Annotated in this window: 28 protein-coding genes; 21 read left to right on the forward strand and 7 right to left on the reverse strand. The window is 68.2% G+C overall.

Annotation, left to right across the window (positions count from 1 at the left end):
- Positions 1-55: 55 nt before the first annotated feature.
- Both OYT95_RS28350 and OYT95_RS28355 read right to left on the reverse strand, forming a co-directional pair.
- The gene (locus OYT95_RS28350) at positions 56-391 is read right to left on the reverse strand and encodes a hypothetical protein (RefSeq protein WP_268789723.1); all 336 of its coding nucleotides are present in this window, start codon (positions 389-391) and stop codon (positions 56-58) included.
- 68 nt (positions 392-459) lie between these two features.
- Positions 460-1,245: a hypothetical protein gene (locus OYT95_RS28355; protein ID WP_268789724.1), complete on the reverse strand. Its 786-nt coding sequence runs from the start codon at positions 1,243-1,245 to the stop codon at positions 460-462.
- A 66-nt stretch (positions 1,246-1,311) separates the two neighbouring features.
- On the opposite strand from OYT95_RS28355, the gene OYT95_RS28360 reads away from it, so the two are divergent.
- The 10 genes from OYT95_RS28360 (at position 1,312) to OYT95_RS28405 (ending at position 9,790) form a co-directional block, all read left to right on the forward strand.
- Positions 1,312-2,265 carry a Ppx/GppA phosphatase family protein gene (locus tag OYT95_RS28360; protein WP_009474743.1) on the forward strand — a complete coding sequence of 318 codons (954 nt, stop codon included), beginning with the start codon at positions 1,312-1,314 and terminating at the stop codon, positions 2,263-2,265.
- Complete coding sequence (locus OYT95_RS28365; protein ID WP_268789725.1) at positions 2,262-3,464, forward strand: hypothetical protein; 1,203 nt, start codon at positions 2,262-2,264, stop codon at positions 3,462-3,464. Before OYT95_RS28360 ends, OYT95_RS28365 begins: the two co-directional genes overlap by 4 nt.
- A gap of 7 nt (positions 3,465-3,471) precedes the next feature.
- On the forward strand, positions 3,472-4,413 hold the full coding sequence (locus OYT95_RS28370) for a sugar phosphate isomerase/epimerase family protein (RefSeq protein WP_052033243.1): 942 nt from the start codon (positions 3,472-3,474) through the stop codon (positions 4,411-4,413).
- A 107-nt stretch (positions 4,414-4,520) separates the two neighbouring features.
- Entirely contained in the window at positions 4,521-5,156 is a 636-nt protein-coding gene (locus OYT95_RS28375; RefSeq protein ID WP_037233332.1) for a MerR family transcriptional regulator, read from the forward strand.
- Complete coding sequence (locus tag OYT95_RS28380) at positions 5,153-5,995, forward strand: thioesterase family protein (RefSeq protein ID WP_268789726.1); 843 nt, start codon at positions 5,153-5,155, stop codon at positions 5,993-5,995. Before OYT95_RS28375 ends, OYT95_RS28380 begins: the two co-directional genes overlap by 4 nt.
- 36 nt (positions 5,996-6,031) lie before the next feature.
- Entirely contained in the window at positions 6,032-6,847 is an 816-nt protein-coding gene (gene proC, locus OYT95_RS28385) for a pyrroline-5-carboxylate reductase (protein ID WP_112301767.1), read from the forward strand.
- 125 nt (positions 6,848-6,972) lie between these two features.
- Positions 6,973-7,209, forward strand: a complete 237-nt coding sequence (locus tag OYT95_RS28390; RefSeq protein WP_005258384.1) for a helix-turn-helix domain-containing protein — start codon at positions 6,973-6,975, stop codon at positions 7,207-7,209.
- Between the two features lie 220 nt (positions 7,210-7,429).
- Positions 7,430-7,531, forward strand: a complete 102-nt coding sequence (locus OYT95_RS28395) for a 30S ribosomal protein bS22 (protein WP_003402602.1) — start codon at positions 7,430-7,432, stop codon at positions 7,529-7,531.
- A gap of 199 nt (positions 7,532-7,730) precedes the next feature.
- Entirely contained in the window at positions 7,731-8,774 is a 1,044-nt protein-coding gene (locus OYT95_RS28400; RefSeq protein WP_037233342.1) for an NAD-dependent epimerase/dehydratase family protein, read from the forward strand.
- Positions 8,771-9,790 carry a lysophospholipid acyltransferase family protein gene (locus tag OYT95_RS28405; protein ID WP_005251979.1) on the forward strand — a complete coding sequence of 340 codons (1,020 nt, stop codon included), beginning with the start codon at positions 8,771-8,773 and terminating at the stop codon, positions 9,788-9,790. The genes OYT95_RS28400 and OYT95_RS28405 overlap by 4 nt, the downstream gene beginning before the upstream one ends.
- 23 nt (positions 9,791-9,813) lie before the next feature.
- On the opposite strand, the gene OYT95_RS28410 is transcribed toward OYT95_RS28405, so the two are convergent.
- Complete coding sequence (locus tag OYT95_RS28410) at positions 9,814-10,800, reverse strand: HAD family hydrolase (RefSeq protein ID WP_037233343.1); 987 nt, start codon at positions 10,798-10,800, stop codon at positions 9,814-9,816.
- Between the two features lie 179 nt (positions 10,801-10,979).
- On the opposite strand from OYT95_RS28410, the gene OYT95_RS28415 reads away from it, so the two are divergent.
- The 9 genes from OYT95_RS28415 to OYT95_RS28455 all read left to right on the forward strand — a co-directional run bounded on the left by OYT95_RS28415 (position 10,980) and on the right by OYT95_RS28455 (position 19,031).
- Positions 10,980-11,240 (forward strand): glutaredoxin family protein, encoded by a 261-nt coding sequence (locus OYT95_RS28415; RefSeq protein WP_128641563.1) that lies wholly within the window; start codon positions 10,980-10,982, stop codon positions 11,238-11,240.
- A gap of 140 nt (positions 11,241-11,380) precedes the next feature.
- Positions 11,381-12,235 carry a redox-sensing transcriptional repressor Rex gene (locus OYT95_RS28420; RefSeq protein WP_037233348.1) on the forward strand — a complete coding sequence of 285 codons (855 nt, stop codon included), beginning with the start codon at positions 11,381-11,383 and terminating at the stop codon, positions 12,233-12,235.
- Entirely contained in the window at positions 12,232-13,671 is a 1,440-nt protein-coding gene (locus tag OYT95_RS28425; RefSeq protein ID WP_268789727.1) for a glutamyl-tRNA reductase, read from the forward strand. The genes OYT95_RS28420 and OYT95_RS28425 overlap by 4 nt, the downstream gene beginning before the upstream one ends.
- Positions 13,668-14,633, forward strand: coding sequence for a hydroxymethylbilane synthase (gene hemC, locus OYT95_RS28430; RefSeq protein ID WP_007300748.1), 966 nt, complete (start codon positions 13,668-13,670; stop codon positions 14,631-14,633). The genes OYT95_RS28425 and hemC overlap by 4 nt, the downstream gene beginning before the upstream one ends.
- 75 nt (positions 14,634-14,708) lie before the next feature.
- Positions 14,709-16,274, forward strand: a complete 1,566-nt coding sequence (locus OYT95_RS28435; RefSeq protein ID WP_005566479.1) for a uroporphyrinogen-III synthase — start codon at positions 14,709-14,711, stop codon at positions 16,272-16,274.
- Between the two features lie 78 nt (positions 16,275-16,352).
- Positions 16,353-17,327, forward strand: a complete 975-nt coding sequence (hemB, locus tag OYT95_RS28440; RefSeq protein ID WP_037233621.1) for a porphobilinogen synthase — start codon at positions 16,353-16,355, stop codon at positions 17,325-17,327.
- Between the two features lie 28 nt (positions 17,328-17,355).
- Entirely contained in the window at positions 17,356-17,961 is a 606-nt protein-coding gene (locus OYT95_RS28445; protein ID WP_037233357.1) for a hypothetical protein, read from the forward strand.
- A gap of 255 nt (positions 17,962-18,216) precedes the next feature.
- On the forward strand, positions 18,217-18,699 hold the full coding sequence (locus OYT95_RS28450) for a hypothetical protein (protein ID WP_037233360.1): 483 nt from the start codon (positions 18,217-18,219) through the stop codon (positions 18,697-18,699).
- On the forward strand, positions 18,696-19,031 hold the full coding sequence (locus tag OYT95_RS28455) for a hypothetical protein (protein WP_112301772.1): 336 nt from the start codon (positions 18,696-18,698) through the stop codon (positions 19,029-19,031). Before OYT95_RS28450 ends, OYT95_RS28455 begins: the two co-directional genes overlap by 4 nt.
- Here OYT95_RS28455 and OYT95_RS28460 read toward each other — a convergent pair.
- Complete coding sequence (locus OYT95_RS28460) at positions 18,963-20,909, reverse strand: acyl-CoA dehydrogenase family protein (RefSeq protein ID WP_268789728.1); 1,947 nt, start codon at positions 20,907-20,909, stop codon at positions 18,963-18,965. The two genes, OYT95_RS28455 and OYT95_RS28460, sit on opposite strands and share 69 nt — an antisense overlap.
- A gap of 160 nt (positions 20,910-21,069) precedes the next feature.
- On the opposite strand from OYT95_RS28460, the gene OYT95_RS28465 reads away from it, so the two are divergent.
- On the forward strand, positions 21,070-21,402 hold the full coding sequence (locus OYT95_RS28465) for a DUF3099 domain-containing protein (protein ID WP_235214680.1): 333 nt from the start codon (positions 21,070-21,072) through the stop codon (positions 21,400-21,402).
- An 18-nt stretch (positions 21,403-21,420) separates the two neighbouring features.
- On the opposite strand, the gene OYT95_RS28470 is transcribed toward OYT95_RS28465, so the two are convergent.
- Positions 21,421-21,924, reverse strand: a complete 504-nt coding sequence (locus OYT95_RS28470) for a DUF427 domain-containing protein (RefSeq protein ID WP_268789729.1) — start codon at positions 21,922-21,924, stop codon at positions 21,421-21,423.
- A gap of 75 nt (positions 21,925-21,999) precedes the next feature.
- Entirely contained in the window at positions 22,000-22,854 is an 855-nt protein-coding gene (locus tag OYT95_RS28475) for an alpha/beta fold hydrolase (RefSeq protein WP_268789730.1), read from the reverse strand.
- A 75-nt stretch (positions 22,855-22,929) separates the two neighbouring features.
- On the opposite strand from OYT95_RS28475, the gene OYT95_RS28480 reads away from it, so the two are divergent.
- Positions 22,930-23,388: a MarR family winged helix-turn-helix transcriptional regulator gene (locus tag OYT95_RS28480; protein WP_235214681.1), complete on the forward strand. Its 459-nt coding sequence runs from the start codon at positions 22,930-22,932 to the stop codon at positions 23,386-23,388.
- Here the strand turns inward: OYT95_RS28480 and OYT95_RS28485 are convergent.
- Complete coding sequence (locus tag OYT95_RS28485; RefSeq protein ID WP_037233380.1) at positions 23,348-23,863, reverse strand: Lrp/AsnC family transcriptional regulator; 516 nt, start codon at positions 23,861-23,863, stop codon at positions 23,348-23,350. The two genes, OYT95_RS28480 and OYT95_RS28485, sit on opposite strands and share 41 nt — an antisense overlap.
- Between the last annotated feature and the right edge of the window lie 85 nt (positions 23,864-23,948).

Below are 23,948 nucleotides of genomic sequence, written 5' to 3' on the forward strand. Positions count from 1 at the left end.
ATTCGTCAGCCGCACAGGAAATTGACTGTGCGGCTGACGAATTCGTGGGATCTTGTCAGAACGGGTTGTACACGTACACGCCGCGGAGCGGCGCCGAGATGATCTGCGTGATGGCATGCTCGCGACCCTGGTCGTCGAACTGCCTGCAGTAGACCGCGACGTAGTGTCCGTCGCCCTTGCACTCGATGACCCGGCCGGTTCCGTACGGGCTCAGCACCAGCGCCCGGTCACCCTTGTCGCCGAAGGCTCCCGGATCGAACGGTGCGACGAAGTTCGCGGTCTTGCCGTAGAAGGTGTTCCAGTCCGGGGTCGGCTGGGCGGACGCGGTCGGCGCGAGGGCGAGCGTCGCGGCGGCGGTCAACAGGGCACCGGTCAGAATTCGAGCGAACATTGTCTCTCCCGTCATGGCTGTGCCCGGAATGGGCCGTGACGGGTAAATCGACCGATGGGTCTGATGCGTTACTCGGCGGCCTTCCGCTGGGCGGCCGCGGTGGCGGGGTGGACGGCGACGAGGCCGAGGCCGGCCCTGCGCTTGCACATCTTCGCCAACTCCGAGTACGCCGCCTTGCCGAGCAGTTCCGTCAGCTCGGGTGCGTACGACTGCCAGACGGCCTTGGCGCCGACGTGGGCGTCGGGGGAGCCGGAGCAGTACCAGTCCAGGTCCGAGCCGCCCTCACCCCAGCCGCGACGGTCGTACTCGCTGATGGTGGTCTTGAGGATCTGCTCGCCGTCCGGACGCTCGACCCACTCCTGGGTGCGGCGGATCGGGAGCTGCCAGCACACGTCGGGCTTGACCTCGAGAGGCTCGATACCGCGCTTGAGGGCCATCGAGTGGAGCGCGCAGCCGACGCCGCCCTCGAAGCCGGGGCGGTTCAGGAAGATGCAGGCGCCGTGATAGCGGCGGGTGCGCAGCGCGGGCTCGTCCTCGAGGTCGTCCTCCTCGATGTAGCCCTTCTTGCCGAGACCCTTCTCCATGAACTGCCAGTCCTCGGGTGTGAGCAGCTTCACTGACTTGTTCAGCTTCTCCAGGTCCTCCTCGTCGGACAGGAACGCGCCGTGGGAGCAGCAGCCGTCGTCCGGTCGGTCGCCGATGATGCCCTGGCAGGCGGGGGTCCCGAACACGCAGGTCCAGTGGGAGAGCAGCCACGTCATGTCCGCGGCGATGATGTGCTCGGTGTTGTCGGGATCGGGAAATTCGACCCATTCGCGAGCGAAGTCGAGGGGTACTTCGGGGCTGGGTGTCATCTTGTGTGAACGCCCTGCTTTACGTGCTGTCACAAAGCCCGACGGTAGACCCAGTACCGTGTCAATGTGCGACTAGGGGTACTCGACGTCGGAAGCAACACCGTCCATCTTCTCGTAGTGGACGCCCACAGGGGCGGCCACCCCACACCGATGAGTTCGACCAAGTCGACTCTGCGGTTGGCGGAGAACACCGACGACCGGGGTGACATCACCTCCCAGGGTGCGGATCGCCTGGTCTCGACGGTGGCAGACTTCGCCAGCATCGCGAAGACGTCGGGGTGCGGTGAGCTCATGGCCTTCGCCACGTCCGCCGTGCGCGACGCCAACAATTCGGACGCCGTGCTCGAGCGGGTACACGCCGAGACCGGGGTGACGCTCGAGGTTCTGTCGGGTGTCGACGAGGCCCGGCTGACGTTCCTCGCCGTGCGCCGCTGGTTCGGGTGGAGCGCGGGCCGCATCCTGAACCTCGACATCGGAGGCGGATCCCTCGAGCTGACGACGGGTGGCGACGAGGACCCGGACGTCGCGCTGTCGCTGCAACTCGGCGCGGGACGGCTCACCCGGGACTGGCTCGAGGCCGACCCGCCGGGCAAGCGTCGTGTGGCGGTGCTGAGGGATTGGCTGGACGCCGAACTGACCGTCCCGTCGAAGGAACTGCGCGCGGCGGGGCAGTGGGATCGGGCCGTCGGCACGTCCAAGACGTTCCGCTCGCTGGCCAGGCTGACGGGCGCGGCGCCGTCCGGCGCGGGCCCGCGGGTGAAGCGCACCCTCACCGCCAGCGGTCTCAGGCAACTCATAGCTTTCATTTCGCGGATGACGGCCTCGGACCGTGCAGAATTGGAAGGGGTGAGCTCCGACAGGTCGCAGCAGATCGTGGCCGGAGCACTCGTTGCGGAGGCCAGCATGAGAGCACTGGGCGTGGAGGAACTGGAAATCTGCCCCTGGGCTCTGCGTGAGGGTTTGATCCTCCGCAAGCTCGATACGGAAATGGGCGGTGAATTGATGGTGGGTGCTCGATGACCGAGGACAGTCAGCAGATCTCTGTGTCAGAACTGCTCAAACGCAACGGGCAGCAGGTGGAGTCCCGGGGCGGGCGGCGTCGTCGCGGCGTCAAGGGGGGAATCTCCGTTGCCGAGCTGACCGGCGAAATCCCGGTGGTCCGGGATCCGTCCGATTCGCGGGCACTCGAACCCGACCCTGAACCGGAACCTGCCGCTCCCGAGCCGCCGCGCGCGCCCGCGCCGGCGGCGCCGTCCGTGCGCGCGGACGAGCGCACGGCAGCGTTCAAGGCTCCGGTCGACGACGACGAAGACGATGACGACGAGCCCATCGCCAGTCGCCCCGGCGGCCGCGGGCGCGGAGTGGTGTCGGGCGGGACGTCGCGTGATCACCAGGGAACCTGGGTGAGTCGATCCGTCCAGAAAGAACGGCCGGCACCCGAGGCCCCCGCGCCGGCGCCCACCGTGGCCGCCCCGGTCGTGAAGAAGCCGGAGCCCGCCCCGACCGTCGCCGCTCCCCGCGTGAAGCCGGCGGTGAAGGCCGGCACTCCGGCGGCCGGGGCCGAACCGGCGACGAAGTCCGAAGCACCCGCGAAGCCCGAGGCGACGGCGAAAACCGGAACCCCCGCGAAGGCGGGTAGCGCTGCACCGTCGAACGGCGCGTCGAAGTTCGTGAAGACGCCGAAGCCCGAGGCTCCCGCCAAGGCGAAGCCGGAACCTGCACTGTTGTCCGGTTCGACGCTGGCCGGCGACCTGATGCGGCAGTCCCGGGACTCGGACGCGGCGAACGCGGGCGAGGAGACGGAACTCATCGAGGCCGCCACCGACGATGCGGACACGGAGAAGCACGAGGGCGACAAGCCCGAGAGTCCTCGCCGCTCCCGCAAGGAGGCGAAGGCCGAGAAGGCCGAGGCCGCGAAAGCGGAGAGGGCGGGCAAGAAGGACGAGACAGGAGAGAACTCCACCCGGGAGTGGGCCGTCCTCATCGGTCAGGGTGTCGTAGCCGTGATCGCCGGGGCCCTACTCTTCAAGGGTTTCGAGAAGTTGTGGGACGTCTTTCCGTGGGTCGCGCTGATTCTGGCGCTGCTCGTCATCGTGGGGCTGGTCGCGATGGTCCGCATCCTGCGTCGCACGGACGACATCACCAGCTTCGTGATCGCCGTCGTGGTCGGGATGATCGTCACTCTGGGGCCGTTAGCCTTCATGCTTGCGTCGGGCTGAGTTGCTCATGGTCGGGGACAGCGGGCACGGGCAGGTTCGACGGTCACCGCGCGGGCGGAAGGTACTGGTGGGCCTGTCGACGGCCTCGGTGTACCCGGAGAACACGGAAGCGGCGTTCCGGTACGCGGCCGATCTGGGATACGACGGCGTCGAACTGATGGTGTGGGCCGAATCGGTCAGCCAGGACATCGGGGCGGTGGCCGGGCTGGTGCGCAGGTACGCGATACCGGTGCAGGCGATCCACGCGCCGTGCCTGCTCATCTCGCAGCGGGTGTGGGGAGCCGACCCGGTCGCGAAGCTGGAGCGTTCCGTCCGCACCGCCGAGTCGCTCGGGGCGACGAGTGTCGTGGTGCACCCCCCGTTCCGCTGGCAGCGTCGGTACGCGGAGGGTTTCGCCGATCAGGTGGCCGACCTGGAACAGCGCAGTGACGTGATCGTCGCGGTGGAGAACATGTTCCCCATGCGGGCGGACGGTTTCTTCGGCAGCAAGGAGAGGTCGGCCCAGCGGCTCCGGAGACGGGGTGGACCGGGGGCGGCCCTGTCGGCGTTCAGCCCGTCCTACGACCCCACCGATTCGGGCCACGCCCACTACACCCTGGATCTGTCCCACACGGCCACGGCCGGCATGGATGCGATGAAGCTGGCGGAGCGGATGGGGGAGGGCCTCGCTCATCTCCATCTCGCCGACGGCCGGGGCGCGTCGATGGACGAGCACCTGATCCCCGGCCACGGCGCCCAGCCCTGCGCGCAGTTGTGCCGTCATCTCGTCGACACCGGATTCGACGGGCAGGCGGTGATCGAGATCAACACGCAGAACGCCCGGACGCAGCGGGAACGGTCCTCGATGCTCGCGCAGGCGCTGGCCTTCGCCCGTGAGCACCTCGAACCGGGCCGCGCTGCCTCGGGGTCGCCGCGCAGCCACTCCGGTGGCGATCACGACGACACCTGAGATTTCTGCCGCGGGCCTGCTGCGGTAAGCTCGTCGCCACATTGGATAGTTTCAGTATCTAGTTCTGGGTATCCGAAGTCGAGAGTCGACGAGCCGAAGGAGGGGCCGTGCGCGTTTCCGAGTTGGTCGCCCGTACCGGCGTTCCGCTCGCGACGGTGAAGTACTACCTGCGCGAAGGTCTGCTGATGCCCGGCGAGGCGACGAGCGCTACCCAGGCACGGTACGGCGAGAAGCACGTCGAGCGACTGGGCCTCGTCAAGGCGCTGGCCGGAGCCGGACTCCCGATTCCGCGCATCCGGGAGATTCTCCGGCTCGTGGACAACCCTGACGGCTCGCTGTTCGAGGTGCTCGGCGAGGCCATCGCGCAACTCCCGCCCTACCTCGACGCGTCCGCCGACGAGGTGGACGAGTTCCCGCGGGCACGTGCCGTCCTCGACAGGCTCGGGCAGGTGTACGACCCGCGGTACGTCGCGGTCGGCCAGCTCGAACGTGCACTCGAGGGGCTCGAAGAAGCCGGCATCCCGATGACCGAGGAGCGGCTCGAGGCCTATGGGCGGCACGTGCGCGGGATCGCCGAGATCGACATCGGACTCATGCCCACCGAATCGGCCGAGGACGCGATCCGCTACGCGGTGCTCGGCACGGCCATCTACGAGCCGGTGATCGCCGCGATGCGCCGGCTCGCGCACCAGGACGTCGCGCAGAAGCGCCTCCGGAACCCCGAAGAACAGGAACAGCAGTGAGCTCAACTCCCTTCCGCGACCTCAACGTCCTCACCGCTGCCGGTGACGGGGCCTACCAGGCGTCGATCGACCCGATCTGGACGATCGGCCCCAAGGTGCACGGCGGTTCGATGATGTCGCTCTGCGCGGCCGCGGCCCGCAGGCGACTGCTCGACGAGACCGGCGACGCCGATCTGTCCCGGGTGCAGCCCCTCGCGGTCGGTGCCAACTATCTGTCCGCTCCCGACCCTGGCGAGGTGACGCTGTCGACGACGGTCCGCAAGCAGGGCAAGCAGGTGTCGTTCGTCGACGTGGAGCTGACGCAGGGCGACCGCGTCGCCGTGCACGCGTCGGTCACGCTCGGCGTCCCGGACGTGGGGGAACCGCAGTACAGCGGAGACCACGCCCTGTCCCAGCTTCCGGCGGAACCGCCCACCGACGCCGTCGTGCTCACGGCCGACCATCCGATGGGGCAGATCGTCCACGTGTCGCAGGGCTGCGACATGCGGGTGGACGGGACGTCGGCGCACTTCCTGACCGGCAACCAGGGTGAACCGGAGGTGCGCATGTGGGTGCGACCGCGTGCAGGCGACGAGGACGATCCCGACACGGCCGCCCTGTTCGCGATCATGACCGGAGACATCAGCGCCCCCGTGACGATGAACCGCGGCATGTTCGGCTGGGCCCCCACGGTGCAGCTGACCACGTACCTGCGCAGGCAGCCGGCGCCGGGCTGGCTGCGCGTGATGGCCAGCAGCACCGTGCTCGGCGGTGCGTGGTTCGAGGAGGACCACACCGTTCTCGACTCGACCGGGGCGATCGTCGTGCAGAGCCGGCAGTTGGCGATGATCCCCCGCTAGGAAGGCGCCGCAGAGCGTCGTGGCAGGCTGTTCGCCATGACGAGAATTGCGGTAATCGGAGGCGGCAAGATCGGTGAGGCCCTCATCTCGGGGCTTCTGCAGGCAGGTCACGCCGTCAAGGATCTGGTGGTGGCCGAGCAGCATCCGGCGCGCGCCGACGAGCTGGCCGCGGCGTATTCGGTGCGGGTCACCACCCCCTCCGACGCCGCCGAAGGTGCCGACGTCATCGTGATGGCCGTCAAGCCCGGCGACGTCGAGGCTGCGCTCACCGAGGTGTCCAAGGTGGAACTCGACGGTGAGCGCGAGCAGTTGCTCGTGTCGCTCGCTGCCGGTATCCCCACCGCCTTCTACGAGACGAGACTGCCTGCCGGGTTCCCGGTGGTGCGGGTCATGCCCAACACGCCCATGCTGGTCGGTGAGGGCGTCAGCGTGCTCGCACCCGGCAGGCACGTGAAGAAGGAGCACCTCGAACTGGTGCGCGGCGTCCTGTCGTCGGTCGGCAAGGTCGTCGTCGTCCCCGAATCGCAGATCGACGCCGTCACCGCCGTCTCCGGCTCCGGTCCGGCCTATTTCTTCCTGGTCGCCGAGGCCATGATCGACGCGGGCGTCGGGCTCGGATTGACCCGGGCGACCGCCTCCGAACTGGTCGTGCAGACCATGGTCGGCTCCGCAGCCATGCTCGACAGGTCGGGGGAGAGCGCAACCGAACTTCGTGCCGCCGTGACTTCGCCCGGCGGAACCACCGCGGCAGCGATCCGCCGGCTGGAGGGAAACGGGCTCCGAACAGCATTTTTCGATGCCCTCGAAGCTGCGAAAATTCGATCCGCCGAACTCGGCACGACGACCGAATGAATATTCGATTGCCCACACCCGTCGCAGTAACCCCATCCGTCCCGCTAAGCTCGAAGTAGCACGTGCGTGTCTGTTCCGCCGGAGGGGAAGCCGGCGGCGCGAGACGTGCCGGAGGTAAGTGGTTGATGACGTCTGCAAAAAAGCCGTCCAAGGGCTCGGCCCCGGACGGACAACCGGCACTGGCCGGAACGCAATTTCTCACCGTCGCCGAGGTAGCGACGCTGATGAGAGTGTCCAAGATGACTGTGTATCGGTTGGTGCACAGCGGCGAACTGCCCGCCGTCCGTGTGGGCCGCTCGTTCAGAGTGCATGCGAAAGCAGTGCACGACTACCTCGAAACCTCGTACTTCGACGCCGGTTGACCGATCGGCACGAAGAGGGTCACTTCGGTTTCGCCGGGAGCGGTGCGACCTAGTTTTCCGGGAGCGGACCCGCACCGGTACGATTAGCGACTGTCGTACCAGCCAGCTGGTGTCGTAAGGCGCTGAGCTAGTTAAAACGAGGCCCAGGCGCCAGAGTGGCGCAGGCGTACGTGACAGGCGTGCGCACGAACGCTAGAGAAGAACGTGAGGGACACCCGCTATGGGTTCAGTGATCAAGAAGCGACGCAAGCGCATGTCGAAGAAGAAGCACCGCAAGCTGCTTCGACGCACCCGAGTGCAGCGCAGGAAACTCGGTAAGTAAAGAGTTGCGTCTGGATGCCCGTCACCTTCCGGTGGCGGGCATCCGTCGTTTCGCCGGCACCCTCCGCATAGTGGGCGACCGACCAATTGTCGTTGTGCGGAGCGCCATCCCCCTCCTGCACGTATCGTTGACGTCACTCGCTACGTGATCGGGGGTTCTAGTGGTTGTGAGTGACGGAGGCAGTACTACGCGGACGGCGGTGCCGCGCGTCGTACTGGTCACTGGGGCAAGCAGGTTTCTGGGTGGGTACCTGGTCACCCGGCTCGCTCAGAATCCGGACATCGAGCGGGTCATCGCGGTGGACGCGGTGTCGCCGAGCAAGGACATGTTGCGGCGCATGGGCCGCGCCGAGTTCGTGCGCGCCGATATCCGGAATCCCCTGATCGGCAAGGTTATTCGCAACGCCGAGGTCGACACGGTCGTGCACGCCTCGACGCTGGCGCGCCCGCCGAAGTCGGGCAGTCGCGCGGCCATGAAGGACATGAACGTCATCGGCGCGATGCAGTTGTTCGCCGTTTGCCAGAAGGCGCCGACGGTCCGGAAGGTCGTACTGCGCTCGGCCTCCGTGGTGTACGGCTGCAGCGCCAAGGACCCGGCCAAGTTCACCGAGGAGATGAGCGCCCGGCGGCGTCCCGCGGGCGCCTACGCACGGGACTGCATCGAGATCGAGGGTTATCTGCGCGGAATGGGGCGCAGGCGCCCCGACATCGGCGTGTCGATTCTTCGCCTCGCACCACTGGTCGGGCCCCGTCTCAACGCGACCGTCGCGCAGTACCTCACCTCACCCGTGGTGCCGACCATCCTCGGACGCGACGCACGCCTGCAGGTGCTGCACGAGGAAGACGCGCTCGCCGCACTGGAACGGGCCACGGTGTCGGGTCCGGCGGGCACGTTCAACGTCGCCGGCGACGGCGTGGTCATGATGTCCCAGGCCATCCGCCGCGCCGGGCGGATCGAGGTCCCGATGCCGTTCGGATTGTTCCGCAACCTCGGACGTGCGCTGATGGGTCCGGTGATGAGGTCGTACACCACCGAGCAACTCGAGTACTTCCACTTCGGTTGCGGACTCGACACCACCCGCATGCGAAGCGAACTATCCTTCGAGCCACGGTGGACCTCGATGCAGGCGCTCGACGACTTCGCTCGCGCGGCAGGCGTCAAGGCGATCATCAAGAACGAATGGGTCGACGCAGCAGAAAACGCACTACTCGCTCTTACCGGCACGGCGAAAGGGGAGAGGTGAACGAAGTGGCGAAGGTCATTCCGTTGCACGGTGCGACAGCCGCGCGCGGGGCCGCTATCGGACGTTCGAGGCGTGAGCAGAGCGAGAGCCGACATCCGTCCGCGATGCCTCCACCCGCCGTGATCACCCCACCCGAGCCCGTCACCGAGTCCTCGGCCGTCGACGCCGTCCGCAACGCCCTGGCCGAGCAGATCGTCAACACAGCCGAGTTCGTGCGCCGCAGGCTGTCGGGCGACTATCACGTCGACGACTTCGGCTACGACCCGCACTTCGCCGAGAACGTGTGGCTCCCCATCCTGCGGCCGCTGTTCGACAAGTGGTTCCGCGTCGAGGTCAGCGGTCTGGAGAACATCCCGTCGACCGGTGGCGCGCTGGTGGTCGCCAACCATGCCGGTGTCCTGCCCATCGACGGTCTGATGACGTCCGTCGCCGTCCACGATCATCACCCCGCGCATCGCCCGTTGCGGATGCTGGCCGCCGATCTGGCGTTCGAGATGCCGCTGGTCGGCGGTGTCGCCCGCAAGGCCGGGCACACCCTCGCGTGCCACCCGGACGCGGTGCGCCTCCTGCAGGACGGGGAGGTCGCGGCCGTGTTCCCCGAAGGTTTCAAGGGCATCGGCAAACCGTTCAGCGAGCGCTACAAGCTGCAGCGGTTCGGCCGCGGCGGCTTCGTGTCCGCCGCGATGCGGACCGGTGCGCCCATCATTCCGTGCTCGATCGTCGGGTCCGAGGAGATCTACCCGAAGATCGGCGAACTCGGGACGCTCGCCCGGCTGCTGGGCATGCCGTACTTCCCGGTGACCCCGCTGTTCCCGCACTTCGGACCGCTCGGCCTCGTCCCGCTGCCGTCGAAGTGGTACATCGAGTTCGGCAAGCCGATCGTCACCGACACCTACGACGCTGCGGCGGCCGACGACCCGATGGAACTGTTCGAGGTCACCGACCACGTCCGGGAGACCATCCAGCAGACGCTGTACCGGCTCCTCGCCAAGCGCCGGAACGTGTTCCTGGGCTGAACCGCTGCGCCGCGGCGCGCGGCTCAGGCCGCCTGTTCGCGGCGCCGCGCGACGATTGCGGCGAGTGCGCCGCCGGCTGCGCCGAGGAGCAGCGCCGTGGGGACGCCGATCTTGGCGGCCTTGCGTCCGGTCCGGAAGTCGCGGATCTCCCAGCCCCGGTTCTTGGCCAGCTCGCGCAGATCGGTGTCGGGGTTGATCGCGACCGCGGTGCCGACCAGCGACAGCATCGGCACGTCGTTGTGGCTGTCCGAGTACGCGGTGCAGCGCTTGAGGTTGAGTCCCTCGCGGACGGCGAGGGCGCGCACGGCGTGCGCCTTGCCGAGGCCGTGCAGGATGTCGCCCACCAGGCGTCCCGTGAACATCCCGTCCTCGCTCTCGGCCACCGTGCCGAGGGCGCCGGTGAGGCCGAGGCGTTTCGCGATGACCTGGGCCAGCTCCACCGGCGTCGCGGTGACGAGCCATACCTGCTGTCCGGCGTCCAGATGCATCTGCGCCAGCGCGCGGGTGCCGGGCCAGATCTTGTCGGCGATGACCTCGTCGTAGATCTCCTCACCGAGCCGGGCGAGCTCGGCCGTCGACCGTCCGGAGACGAACGAGAGGGCCTTCTCCCGGCCGGAGGCGACGTCGTCGCTGCTCTCCTTGCCGGTGACGCGGAACTTGATCTGCTTCCACGCGAAGTCGACGAGGTCGGACGTCTTCAGATACTTGCGGGCGGCGAGTCCGCGGGCGAAGTGGATGATCGAGGCGCCCTGGACCATCGTGTTGTCGACGTCGAAGAACGCGGCCGCCGTGAGGTCGAGGGGAACATCGTGTTCCACCAGTTCGGTTTCTTCGCCGGCCGCGACGTGGAGTGCGAGGGCCGCATCGGCACTCGCCTCACCTGCGACGTTGGCACGTACCTCGGCTTCGCTGGGTCCCAGCGGATTCCTGAACTGGCGTCGGCCCGGGAGGATGATCCCCGCCAGACCTGAACCGAAACCCGTGCCGTTCGGTAGTGATCGCGCAGGCACTCGCACCTCCCGTATCGCAGAAGCCTCTGGGAGCAGCCTATCTCCCGAATCGGGGACGGGGCGGGTGGATGGCCGCGCTGGGGGAACTGTGTGACGTTCATCTCCGAGCCGATTGGCGTCTGTGGACCCCGAAACGGCACAGTGACTCCACCGGAGGCGTTGAAAGGAAGTGGCGAGGCATGAGCGCGAGCGGACACGAGGTGACGCTTCTCACGAGGGCGGGGTGCGGTGCGTGCGCGCCGGCCCGCGACCGGCTGCTGGTTCTGTGCGAGGAGTTCGGGCTGGAACTGACGTGCATAGACGTGGACGAGGCGGCGGCCACGGACCCCGAATTGCGGGCCGAATTCGGCGACCGATTGCCGGTGGTATTGCTCGACGGACGTGAGCACAGTTACTGGGAGGTCGACGAAGAGCGCCTTCGCTCGGATTTACGCAAGTAAGGGAACCCTAAAAGTGGGATCTTCCGATGCCGTGCAGGTAGGACCGCATGTCGCGCAGTCGCAGTGACTTTGTGCATGGGTTCACAAGCAGTTACCGTGGTGTGAACAATTCCCCGGAGCATCGTGAAGAACGGCATCGAATGCCGGTCGGACGAGGAGCCAACGACGTGACCGAAACGCACCAGACGCATGGGTCTGTGGCCCCTGGCGTCACGGGGGCGGTCGGGCAGTCAGTGGTCGGGTCTCCGGCCCCCTCGGTCGCCGGCGCGGCTCCGATCCCCGAATCGCGGGACATCCCCCAGGCTACGGTGACGCGCCTCGCGACGTACCTGCGGGTCCTCGGAGTGCTGACGGAACGCGGCACGATCATCGTCTCGAGCGAGGAACTCGCCGCCGCTTCCGGTGTCGGCTCCGCCAAGCTCCGCAAGGACCTTTCCTTCCTGGGGCCGAACGGCGTGCGCGGCGTCGGCTACGACGTGACGCGACTGCGGGCCCGCATCGAGCGGGCGCTCGGCCTGGACCGCGGACACAAGGTGGTGCTCGTCGGCGTCGGAAACCTCGGCCAGGCGCTCGCCGGCTACGGCGGCTTCGGCCGTCGCGGGTTCTCCATGGTCGGACTGTTCGACAGCGATCCGGCGCGGGTCGGTGCGCCGGTGGGCGACCTCACCGTGCGGCACGTCGACGAACTCGAACAGGCCTGCGCCGAGCTCGAGGCGACGATCGGTGTCATCTCGACGCCCGACGAGGCGGCGCAGGAAGTCGCCGACCGGCTCGTGCGCGCCGGACTGCGCTGCATCCTCAGCTTCTCGCCTACTTCGCTCGACGTCCCCGACCACGTCGAGATGCGCCGCGTCGATCTCGCGGTCGAAATGCAGGTCCTCTCGTTCAACAGCGCACGCAACACGGAATCGGTCCCCACCGCTCCCCGCGTCCGCATCGGACATTCGGCTGTCCCGTCCACCGCACCAAGAAACGGATCAGTGATCGCGCCGTGAGTGTTCTGCTTGTCGGGGTCTCGCACAGGACGGCCCCGGTGCCGGTTCTCGAGCGGGTGGCTGTCACCGACACCGATCGCCCGAAGCTGACGGACAAGCTTCTGGCGTCGTCGCACATCTCGGAGGCGATGATCGTCTCCACCTGCAACCGGGTGGAGATCTACGCCGTCGTCGATGCATTCCACGGTGCGCTGGCCGAGGTCGGCGAGTTGCTCGCCGACCATTCCGGGCTGGATCTCACCGATCTGCACCGGCACGCGTACGTGCGCTACAGCGAGGCTGCGGCGGAGCACCTGTTCGCCGTGGCCAGCGGACTCGACTCGATGGTGATCGGCGAGCAGCAGATCCTCGGGCAGATCAGGACCGCCTACGCGTCGTCCGACGCACAGCAGGCCGCGGGCCGCACGCTGCACGAGCTCGCCCAGCAGGCGCTGCGCGTCGGCAAGCGAGTGCACTCGGAGACCGGTATCGACTCGGCGGGCGCGTCCGTCGTGTCCGTGGCCCTCGACCGCGCCGCCGGCATCGTGGGCGACGGCGGGCTGACCGGACGCACCGCCGTCGTGGTCGGCGCCGGTTCCATGGGCGGTCTGTCGGTCGCGCACCTGACGCGTGCCGGGATCGGCCGCATCGTCGTGGTGAACCGCACCAAGGAGCGTGCGGAGCACCTCGCCGACACGGCCCGATCCAACGGTGTCGAGGCGGAGGCCCTCGAACTGAGCGAACTCCCGGCCGCGATGGCCCAGGCGGACGTCCTCGTGACCTGTACCGGCGCGGTCGGCGCCGTCGTCACGCTCGCGGACACCCACCGCGCGCTGGCACAGCCCGGCCGCGACGCCGAACGCCCCCTCGTCATCTGCGACCTCGGTCTGCCCCGCGACGTGGAGCCCGCCGTGTCGGGTCTGCCCGGGGTCACCGTCCTCGACATGGAGTCGCTGCAGCGCGATCCCGCCGCAGGGGCCGCCGCGTCCGACGCCAACGCCGCCCGGACCATCGTCGCCGCCGAACTCGCCAACTACCTCGCCGGCCAGCGGCTGGCGGAGGTCACGCCGACCGTCACCGCCCTGCGCCAGCGCGCCGCGGACGTGGTCGAGGCGGAGCTGATGCGACTGGATTCGCGTCTGCCCGGACTCGACGACCCCGAGCGCGACGAGGTCGCACGCACCGTGCGGCGGGTGGTCGACAAGCTCCTCCACGCGCCCACCGTCCGGGTGAAGCAGCTCGCCTCCGCGCCCGGTGGTGATTCCTACGCCGCCGCCCTGCGGGAACTGTTCGAACTCAGCCCCGGATCCGTCGAGGCCGTCGCGAAGCCCACCGACCTCGGCGGCGCCACCGACCTGAGCGCCATCGATATCACGGACGGCTTCATCGCCGGCCAGGACCCGCGCCTGCGCCGCTTCGTCACAGACGACAACCATGGGAAGGAATCGCAGGCATGAGCGCCGTCGGCACCCGTACGCTGCGGATCGGAACCCGTGGGAGTGAGCTCGCGACCACCCAGGCCGGCACCGTGCGCGACGCACTGATCTCGGCCGGGCACGACGCCGAGCTCGTCATCATCAAGACCAAGGGCGACCAGTCCATGGAGTCGGTGGAGAAGATCGGGGTCGGCGTCTTCACCGCCGAACTCCGGGAAGCGCTCGCCGACGGCCGCGTCGACGTGGCCGTCCACTCCTACAAGGACCTGCCGACCGCCCCCGACGAGCGGTTCACCATCGCCGCCATTCCGCCGCGCGAGGATCCCCGCGACGCGCTCGTGGCCCGCGACGGACTGGTCCTCGGTGAACTGCCCGCCGGTTCGAAGGTCGGCACGTCCGCACCGCGGCGCACGTCACAGCTGCGGGCGCTGGGCCTCGGCCTCGACATCCGGCCGCTGCGCGGCAACCTGCAGCGGCGCCTCGGCAAGGTCGAATCCGGCGAACTCGACGCCGTCGTCCTGGCCCGGGCGGGCCTCGCGCGGATCGGACGACTGGACCTGATCACCGAGTCCATCGAGCCGGTCCAGATGCTGCCCGCACCCGCGCAGGGCGCGCTCGCCGTCGAATGCCTGTCGGCGAACACGGCACTCGTCGCGATCCTGTCGGAGCTCGACGACCCGAACAGCCGCGCCGCCGTCACCGCGGAACGCGCACTGCTCGCCGAGCTCGAGGCCGGCTGCACCGCGCCCGTCGGCGCGATCGCCGAGGTCGTCGAATCACTCGACGACGACGGCCGCATCTTCGACGAACTGTCCGTCCGGGGCTGCGCCGCAGCCATCGACGGTTCCGACGTCATTCGCACGGGAGCCGTGGGCTCCCCGGAGAACGCCGAAGAACTCGGCCGCTCCGTCGCGCGGGAGCTTCTCGAGCTCGGTGCGCGGGAGCTGATGAATGTCACCGAGGCCGGTGATGCCGATGTTTGATGTGCGAAGGCCGACTGATCGGCCGATCCGCTCCCTGTACCCATCTCGACACATGATCGCACTGGAGAATTACCGATGAGCCGAGTCCGTAAGAACACCCCCGGACGAATCCTGTTCGTGGGATCCGGACCGGGCGATCCGGCACTGCTCACCGTGCACGCACGGGACGTCCTTGCCGCAGCGACCCTCGCCTTCACCGACCCCGACGTCGACAAGGGCGTCACCGTCCTGGTGGGCACCGACCTGGGCGTCGACGCCGAGACCGGTGAGCCGCTCGCCGAGGTCCGTCCCGCGCTGGGTGAGCCGGCGGAGGTCGCGAAGACCCTCGTCCACGAGGCGAAGAACGGCCACGACGTGGTGCGTCTGGTGTCCGGCGACCCGCTGACCACCGACTCGGTGATCGCCGAGGTCACCGCCGTCGCCCGCACCCAGGTGCAGTTCGAGGTCCTGCCGGGCCTGCCGTCCGCGTCCGCCGTCCCCTCCTACGCCGGTATGGCACTGGGGTCGGGACACACCGAGGCCGACGTCCGCGGCGAGGTCGACTGGGCGGCCCTGGCCGCCGCGCCCGGACCACTGGTCCTGCACGCCACGTCGGGTCATCTCGCCGAGACGGCGAGCGCCCTTGTCGAGCACGGCCTGGCTCCGCAGACCCCGGCGGCCATCACGGTCCGCGGCACCACCCGGCAGCAGCGCACCGTCGAGGCCACCCTCGCGACGCTGAACGAGGCCGGTTCCGAACTGGTCGGTTCGCTGGTCGTGACGGTCGGCAAGGTCGTCGCCCAGCGCAACAAGATGTCCTGGTGGGAGTCGCGCGCACTGTACGGCTGGAAGGTCCTGGTGCCGCGCACCAAGGATCAGGCAGGCGAAATGAGCGACCGCCTCGTCACGCACGGCGCCATCCCGATCGAGGTACCCACCATCGCCGTCGAGCCGCCCCGCAGCCCGGCGCAGATGGAACGGTCCGTGAAGGGCCTCGTCGACGGTCGCTACCAGTGGGTGGTCTTCACGTCCACCAACGCGGTGCGTGCGGTGTGGGAGAAGTTCGAGGAGTTCGGGCTCGACGCCCGCGCGTTCTCCGGCGTCAAGATCGCCTGCATCGGTGAGGCCACGGCCGCGAAGGTGCGCTCGTTCGGAATCAACCCCGAACTCGTGCCCTCCGGCGAGCAGTCGAGCGAAGGCCTGCTGGCCGAGTTCGCCCCCTACGACGACGTGTTCGACCCGGTCAACCGGGTTCTGCTGCCCCGCGCCGACATCGCCACCGAGACGCTGGCCGAGGGCCTGCGCGAACGTGGCTGGGAAATCGACGACGTCACCGCGTACCGCACCGTCCGGGCTGCGCCGCCGCCGGCCGAGACCCGCGAGATGATCAAGACCGGTGGGTTCGACGCCGTCTGCTTCACCTCGTCCTCGACGGTCCGCAACCTCGTCGGCATCGCCGGAAAGCCGCACGCGCGCACCCTCGTTGCCTGCATCGGTCCGAAGACCGCCGAGACGGCCATCGAGTTCGGCCTGCGCGTGGACGTGCAGCCGGAGACCGCTCAGGTCGGCCCGCTGGTGGAGGCTCTGGCCGAGCACGCGGCGCGCCTGCGTGCCGAGGGCGCACTGCCCCCGCCGCGCAAGAAGTCCCGCGCTCGGCGATAGGCGCTACGCGCCTGTGAGTGGTTGAGGAGTCCAGGCACTCCTCAACCACTCACAGGCCCGACGAAGGAGGGCATGTCCTTGTTCCCGACCCATCGACCGCGACGGCTTCGCCGGACACCGGCCCTGCGTCGTCTGGTCGCCGAGACTTCGCTCGAGCCACGGCATCTCGTGTTGCCGATGTTCGTCGCGGACGGTATCGACGAGCCTCGTGAGATCTCGTCGATGCCCGGCGTCTTCCAGCACACTCCCGACTCGCTGCGGCGGGCGGCGACGGAAGCGGTCGAGGCGGGACTCGGCGGACTCATGCTCTTCGGGGTGCCCCGTCCCGACGACAAGGACGCCGAGGGATCCGGCGCGTCCGATCCGGACGGCATCCTGAACCGCGGATTGCGCTGGCTCGCAGACGAAGTCGGCGATGCAACGGTGATCATGGCGGACACCTGCCTGGACGAGTTCACCGACCACGGTCACTGTGGCGTTCTCGACGCGAACGGTGCGGTGGACAACGACCTCACGCTGCAGCGGTACGTCGACATGGCGGTCGCGCAGGCCGAGGCCGGCGCGCATCTGCTCGGTCCGAGCGGAATGATGGACGGCCAGGTCGCCGCCATCCGCAAGGCCCTCGACGACGCGGGGTACACCGACGTCGGTCAGCTCGCGTACTCGGCGAAATATGCGTCGGCGTTCTACGGCCCGTTCCGTGAGGCCGTGGGTTCGTCACTGCAGGGTGATCGCCGCACGTACCAACAGGATTCGGCCAATCGCCGGGAGTCGCTGCGTGAGGTGGACCTCGACATCGACGAGGGCGCCGACATGGTGATGGTGAAGCCGGCGATGTCCTACCTGGACGTTCTGCGCGAGACGGCGGACCGCTCGCCGGTCCCCGTTGCGGCGTATCAGATCTCGGGTGAGTACTCGATGATCACGGCCGCCGCGCAGAACGGCTGGATCGACCGGGACGCCGCGATCCTCGAATCGCTCACCAGTATCCGCCGCGCCGGTGCGGACGTCGTGCTGACGTACTGGGCGACCGAAGCGGCCGGCTGGTTGTGATCGTCTCGTCGGCGGATACGGTAGTGCCATGACCCAGCAGTGGCCACCGACACCGCCGCACCAGGCTCCGCATCAGCAGAGCCCGTCTCCGCACGATTTCCCCTACCCCCCGCCGGTGCCGCAGCCGAAGCCCGAACGTCCGGCACCGATCGACGTGGGCACCGCGGCCCAGTTGCTGTGGGCGGTGGCCGGGCTCGGTCTGATCCAGGCGTTGGCCGCGATGGTTCTGGTGGTGGGCGAGAAGTCGACGTTCGTCGACGAACTGATGAACAACCCCAGCGTCACATCCGGCGAGGTCGACATGAGCCGCGACAGCGTGGAGTCGCTGTTCTACGTGGGCATCGGGTTCACTGTCGTCCTCATCCTGATCCTCACCGGGCTCTTTCTCCTGTTCGTGCACTTCATGCGTAAGGGCCGGAACTGGGCCCGGATGCTGCTCACCATCGCGTGCGTGATGATGGTGGTGTGGACCGTCCCGGTGCTCTTCGGCATCGGATCCGACGGAAGCGGCACCGCGCTCGCTCTCGGCGGCGTGCAGATCCTCCAGGCCGTGGTGGCCGTCGGCGCCGTCGTGCTGATGCACCGCAAGGATTCCAACAGCTACTTCCTGAGGTTGCCCCCCTCCGCCGAGTAGCTCCGATTTGCTCGTGAAATATAAAGATGTACCGTGAAGTACGTCACAAGGGCAGACCGCAGACTTCATTTCGACCGAAGGACTTTCCTCCATGCGCGCTGACGATCGAGCACACGGGTCTCGCAAAGAAGCACTGATGTTCGCCATCATCGTGGCCTTCGTGCTGCTGACTCTGTTGCTCGTCGTGATCCCGGGCGCCCTCTCCTGACGTGCCTCACGTTTTCCTCGCGGGCCGTGATGTCGCAGGATGAGCGTGTGAGCGAACCAGCCGTCTTGTTCAGTGAGCCCGGCGCCCGCTGGCGGATGGTGGCGTTCGGCCCGGTGTTCTGCCTGATCGCCTTGATCATCGAACTGCTCACCGGCCCGGTGGTGCACTGGTTCGCGCTGTCGCTGTTCGCGGTGCTGCTCAGCGGGTTCGTCTACGTGCAGGTGGTGGCCGCCCGCAGACATGCCAGCGTCGAACTCACGACGTCGTCGTTGCGGCAGGGCACCGAAGACCTGCCGATCACCGAGATCCTGAAGATCATGCCCCCCGCCGACCCGGAATCGTACGAGCAGCAGCCGTGGGAAACCGCGCGGAGTCTGGGCGAGCTGTCCGCGGTTCCCCGCCGGCGGACGGGCATCGGACTGCGACTGCGGGGCGGTGCCCTGGTGCAGGCGTGGGCGAAGGACGACGTGGCATTGCGCGAGCAGCTCGAATCGCTGCTCGCGAAGTCGGCGGGAGGGTCGGCGGAATGAACCGCCGGACCGCGGTGGCGGCAGCGGAGTGGATCGGCGCCGTGGCCGGCGTCGTCGCCGCGGTGTGGTGTTGGAACCGCTCCCAGGTCACATCGGCGTTCGGTCCCGTGGCGCCGGGTGCACCCTCCTTCGAGGGAACCGCGTATTCGGGGTCGTGGATCGCCGTCGCCGCCGGCCTGGTGACGGTCGCGGGGTTGCTGGTGATCGACTCGGTGCGCCGGCTCCGGTCCGGCCCGGCGGGCGAACCCGCCGAGCCGTCCTCGTCACCGGAAGATCTGGGTCTTGCGGACGGTGTCGGTCCCGGGACCGTCGAGCATCGCGGAGCCGAGTAGCGCCTCGGGAACCCCGAGTCCCTCGATCAACGTCCGCGCGTGGGGCCGTAGCGACCGGCATCGTTCGTTGATTCCCCGCTGCACCGCCTTCGACCGCTCCACCGACAGCTGCCGGTGCTCCATGAACCAGGCCTTGTCTTCCTCGATGACGCTCAGCGCGTAGAGGTCGCAGACATCGCTCAACAGGTCGCGGGCGTCGTCGTCCTCGCACTCGTCGATGCCGGCGACGAACGCCTCGAGCACGACCCGGTCGATGTGGGCCTGCGCGGCGTGCAGCACATGATCCTGCACGAAATTGAAGGCGTCGAACGGGTTCTCCTCGCGCTTCTGCGCACCCTGGAGGCGACGGGCGGCGGTCGAGAGCAGGTACTGCTCGCGGTCCTCGAACATGGTCAGCTGGGTGCCGCGGTTGAAGAGGCTGCCGTCTTCCTCGTTGTCCTGCCTCGTGTCGAGGATCGTCTGGATGATCTGCTGCGCGGCGGTGCGCTTCTTGACGACGTCGGAGACCGTGGTGGCCGCGAAGCGCATCCATTCGACGGGGCTCATGCCGCGCACCTCGTCCGCGTAGGACGTGAGCAGTTCCTTCGCCACCAGCTGCGTCAGGACGTGGTTGTCGCCTTCGAACGTGGTGAACACATCGGTGTCCGCCTTGAGCGCCGTGAGGCGGTTCTCGGCCATGTACCCGGCGCCGCCACACGCTTCACGGGCCTCCTGGATCGCACGGGTGGCGTGCCAGGTGTTCGCAACCTTGAGCCCGGCGGCGCGGCCCTCGAGCTCACGCTGTTCCTGGGGGTCGGCGTCGGCGCTGCTCTGGATCTCGTGCATCTTGGCGACGAGCTCGTTCTGGGCGAACTGCAGAGCGTAGGAGCGCGCGATCAGCGGGAACAGCCTGCGCTGGTGGACGAGGTAGTCCATGAGCAGCACCTCGTCCTCGTCCTGCGGGGCGTTGAACTGCCTGCGCTGCAACGCATATCGGGTGGCGATCGACAATGCGACGCGAGCGGCGGCGCCGGCGGACCCGCCCACCGTGACGCGTCCCCGCACGAGAGTGCCCACCATGGTGAAGAACCGGCGGTTCGCGTTGTCGATCGGCGACGTATACGTGCCGTCGGGTTCCACGTCGGCGTACTTGTTGAGAAGGTTCTCCCGCGGAATCCTGACCTGGTCGAACGTGATTCGGCCGTTGTCGACCCCGGGAAGCCCACCCTTGTAGCCGCAGTCCGACGTGTGGACGCCGGGAAGGTCGTTGCCGTCCTCGTCCCGGATCGGCACCACGAAACAGTGCACGCCCTGCGACTCGCCGCCCGTGATCAACTGCGCGAACACGGCTGCCATCGTCGCGTGCTGCGCCGCCCCGCCGATGTAGTCCTTGCGCGAGGACGGCGTGGGGGAGTGGATGACGAATTCGCCCGCGTCCGCGTCGTACGTGGCGGTGGTCTCGAGCGCCTGCACGTCGCTGCCGTGACCCGTCTCGGTCATCGCGAAACACCCCAGCAGATCGAGGTCGACGAGACGCTTCACGTACGCCTCGTGATGGCGCGCGGTGCCGAGGTTCTCGATCGCGCCGCCGAACAGTCCCCACTGCACGCCTGCCTTGACCATCAGGGACAGATCGGACATTGCGAGCATCTCGATGCTCGTGACTGCGGCGCCGGCGTCACCGGTACCGCCGTGGTCCTTCGCGAAACCGTCGGCGGCGTACCCGTTGCTCGCGAGCAGACGCAACTGCGCCAGCGTCTTGGCGCGGGCCTCGTCGAGGTCGGGGGTGTAGTGCGGTGCGAAGTCGGGGGAGCCGGACAATTCCGCCCTGACGCGCTCGCGTACCTCCCGCCAGCGTCCGTCGAGTGTGCTTCTGAGGTGGTCAGCTGTGGTGGCCATGACTCGACAGTAGCCGTCGCCGTGAGGGGCGCGATGTCGGTCGAGGAACGGATGGGGATCGTGGCCGCGTGCTCTACGCATCTGCGATCACCCCCCTTCGGCCGGCCGTGAGATCGGCGATGGGGGTTGCACTCTGTGATGTCCTGGGTATTCCGGTGTGGTGAACTTTTCCCGCGTACTGCGCTCCGCCGTCACGGGCCCGACCTTTCGGTGGACCTCCGCACCGAGTGGCACCGCCCGCCACCCGATCAGCATCACCACGGCGTCGGTGTCCCTCGAACAACAGCATCGGGTACGGGTGCGCAGGTACGTGATCGTGACGTCGTTCAGGATTCTCGCGTTCGTGCTGTCGGCGGTGGTCTACGGACTTACCAATAACCCCTGGGTGGCTGTGGCGATCATCGGCGTGGCGATTCCCCTGCCGTGGATCATTGCCCTGATCGTCGACGACCTGCCACCGTGGGAGAAGGACGAGTCTCACGGTACCGGGTGAGGCGTCTGACCGGAACGATCACCAGAAGCGACTCCCGGGCCCACCCTTGAACGGGCCCACCACCCGATCGGTGATCCACCCGCCGTAGAAGCCCCCCGTCTGGGGCCGAACCCGCTCGCCGTCGACGAAACAGCCGTCCATCGATCCCGGCATGACCGCAACGTGCCCGACGAGAGATTCGTACCCGGCGACCGGCCGGGGATAGTGCCACGCCGCACGCTCGGCGACGTGTCCGCCCGCGACGACGTCGAAATAATCCGCCCGCCCCTTCCACTCGCACACCGTGCTCCCGGCAACCGGACGCAAGACCCCCTCGGCGAAACACGTGCGCGGCAGGTAGTACGTCGGCGGGTGGCTCGTCTCGAGCAGGCGCAGCGGGTTGCGTGTGCGTGCGACGAGGTGCCCGCCGAACCGCACCTCCACCAACTCGCCGCTCTGCTGGACCACGGGTGGCCGCGGGTAGTCCCACACCGATTCCTGTCCTGGATCGACGGGGTCCGGGATCGGGCGGCCGCTCGTCACGGGAGGTCCGCCGACGAGGGCCGATTCGTCAGCCGGGCGGCCTTCGCTGCCGGAAACATGCGCGGACCAGCCGAGTCAGGCCGAGGTGCTGATCGTCGCGAGGTATCCGACCGGATCGCGCCAGAAGGCGGTGATCAGGTCGGCGAGTCCGGCGGGGTCGGCGATCAGTGGTGTGATGTGGCCGGCGCCGTCCACCGTGGTGGCCGCGGCGTGCGGCATCGTCGCCGCGGCGGCCCGTGCCTGCTCGATGGAGATCATCGTGTCTGCGCGGGGTACGACCATCAGCGTCGGCGCCCCGATCCGGGGCAGGAGGGGGTCCAGCCCCTTGCGGTGCAGCATGATCGATTGCATCGCCTGGTGCATGCCACGTCGTGGTGCCTGCCGGAGGGTGCGTGAGACGGCCCGGAACTGTTGCGGGTGCGTTCGTGAGAGTTCCTTGCCGAGAAGGACGTTCATCACCGCATTCGTGAGCGGTGGAATCGGCCCGGCGATGCGGTAGGCCCATACCATCGGCACGATCCTGGCGCGTTCTCTGCGGGTGAGGGCCTGGGTCGGTGTCCCGATGGTGATCACGGTGCGGCACCGGTCGGGAGTGTGGGCGGCCGCGACGAGTCCGACGTGTCCACCCCAGGCGTTGCCCACCCAGTCGACGGGCTCGGTGACGTCGAGTGCGTCGAGGACGGCAATTGCCGCCTCCGCACACTCCTCCATCGTGAACCGCCGCTGCACGGCGGTGCCTGCCCCGTGGCGGGGTCCGTCGATCGAGATCAACTGCCGGTCTGCGACCAGATGGCTGCGCAGGGGCGCCCACGTCGTCGAGTCGACGAAAAGGCTGTGCCACAGCACGGTCGGCGGTCCGTTGCCGGTGACGTGGACGGCGAGGTTCCCGACGCCCGTCGGGATGGTCCGGGTGATCGAGTGTGTGTCCATGGGATGTCCCAAATGCGTGGGTTCGAGTTTGCTTCGGAAACCGAAACTTCGGTAACCGTAGTATTCTCCTGTGTCATGGAACGGTCAAGAGGTCTGCCGTCCGATCGGCCGGCGGTGGGACAGTTGCTGGTCCGATTGCTGCACGAGTTCCGCCGGGAGTTGAGCGAGCCCATGGCAGAGCGCGGTTACGGCGACATCCGCCCACCGCATCTGCAGATCTTCGGCAACATCGGCTGGGACGGGCGGCGGTTGACGGAGATCGCCTCCCGTGCCGAATTGAGTCTGTCCGCCGCGTCCGAACTCATCAACGATCTCGAGGATCTCGGGTACGTCGAACGGGTTCCGGACGCAACGGACCGGCGGGCGAAACTGGTTGTCCCGACCGCGCGGGGACGGCAGGCGCTGCAGGACGCCGCCGTGCGGGTCGCCGAGATCGAGCACCGCTGGGGCGGCATCGTCGGGCACGACCGGTTCGACGACGCCTGCTATCTGCTCAGTTCTCTGCTGGACGAGCTGAGTCCCGAGGATCGCTGACAGGGGGCGGCGGGACCGCGGCGCGGACGAGCTGGTCGTGACGCAGGGCGATCTGGGTCTGTGTCGCGATGACGGTCGACGAGCGAAGGACGTTGTGCCCGTCCACGATCGAGTTGATCACCCGCTGCAGGTCGGCGTGGGTGCGCGCCACCACGCGGACCAGGACGTCGCCGGCTCCGGTGATCGTGTGTGCCTCGAGAACTTCGGGGATGGCGGTCAGGTGCTCGACGACCGCGGCGTGCCCGTTGCCCTGCGCGATCTCGAGGGTGGCGAACGCGACCACCGGAAACCCCAGTGCGTCCGGGTCGAGAGTCGGTGCCGAACTGGTGATCACGCCGGTGCGTTCGAGGCGGTCGAGTCGCGCCTGAACGGTGCCGCGCGCCACTCCCAGGCGTCGCGACGCCTCGAGCACGCCAACCTTCGGCTCGGTATGCAGTAGGTCGAGCAGTGCGGCGTCGAGTTGATCGATGCTCATTGGCGTCCCTGGTCAATATGTAGGGTCGATCGGTATTTTCATCCAGCATTCTGTACAGATTGAACAGCGTCAAGAGGCGCCGTTG

The organism is Rhodococcus sp. JS3073, assembly GCF_026810085.1.
Taxonomy (GTDB): Bacteria; Actinomycetota; Actinomycetes; order Mycobacteriales; family Mycobacteriaceae; genus Rhodococcus_F; species Rhodococcus_F wratislaviensis.

Coding starts and splice junctions, on each gene's coding strand:
- OYT95_RS28350 (WP_268789723.1), bottom strand. CDS start 391: ATGTTCGCTCGAATTCTGACCGGTGCCCTGTTGACCGCCGCCGCGACG.
- OYT95_RS28355 (WP_268789724.1), bottom strand. CDS start 1,245: ATGACACCCAGCCCCGAAGTACCCCTCGACTTCGCTCGCGAATGGGTC.
- OYT95_RS28365 (WP_268789725.1), top strand. CDS start 2,262: ATGACCGAGGACAGTCAGCAGATCTCTGTGTCAGAACTGCTCAAACGC.
- OYT95_RS28370 (WP_052033243.1), top strand. CDS start 3,472: ATGGTCGGGGACAGCGGGCACGGGCAGGTTCGACGGTCACCGCGCGGG.
- proC (WP_112301767.1), top strand. CDS start 6,032: ATGACGAGAATTGCGGTAATCGGAGGCGGCAAGATCGGTGAGGCCCTC.
- OYT95_RS28390 (WP_005258384.1), top strand. CDS start 6,973: ATGACGTCTGCAAAAAAGCCGTCCAAGGGCTCGGCCCCGGACGGACAA.
- OYT95_RS28395 (WP_003402602.1), top strand. CDS start 7,430: ATGGGTTCAGTGATCAAGAAGCGACGCAAGCGCATGTCGAAGAAGAAG.
- OYT95_RS28415 (WP_128641563.1), top strand. CDS start 10,980: ATGAGCGCGAGCGGACACGAGGTGACGCTTCTCACGAGGGCGGGGTGC.
- OYT95_RS28420 (WP_037233348.1), top strand. CDS start 11,381: ATGCCGGTCGGACGAGGAGCCAACGACGTGACCGAAACGCACCAGACG.
- hemC (WP_007300748.1), top strand. CDS start 13,668: ATGAGCGCCGTCGGCACCCGTACGCTGCGGATCGGAACCCGTGGGAGT.
- OYT95_RS28435 (WP_005566479.1), top strand. CDS start 14,709: ATGAGCCGAGTCCGTAAGAACACCCCCGGACGAATCCTGTTCGTGGGA.
- OYT95_RS28445 (WP_037233357.1), top strand. CDS start 17,356: ATGACCCAGCAGTGGCCACCGACACCGCCGCACCAGGCTCCGCATCAG.
- OYT95_RS28455 (WP_112301772.1), top strand. CDS start 18,696: ATGAACCGCCGGACCGCGGTGGCGGCAGCGGAGTGGATCGGCGCCGTG.
- OYT95_RS28460 (WP_268789728.1), bottom strand. CDS start 20,909: ATGGCCACCACAGCTGACCACCTCAGAAGCACACTCGACGGACGCTGG.
- OYT95_RS28475 (WP_268789730.1), bottom strand. CDS start 22,854: ATGGACACACACTCGATCACCCGGACCATCCCGACGGGCGTCGGGAAC.
- OYT95_RS28480 (WP_235214681.1), top strand. CDS start 22,930: ATGGAACGGTCAAGAGGTCTGCCGTCCGATCGGCCGGCGGTGGGACAG.
- OYT95_RS28485 (WP_037233380.1), bottom strand. CDS start 23,863: ATGAGCATCGATCAACTCGACGCCGCACTGCTCGACCTACTGCATACC.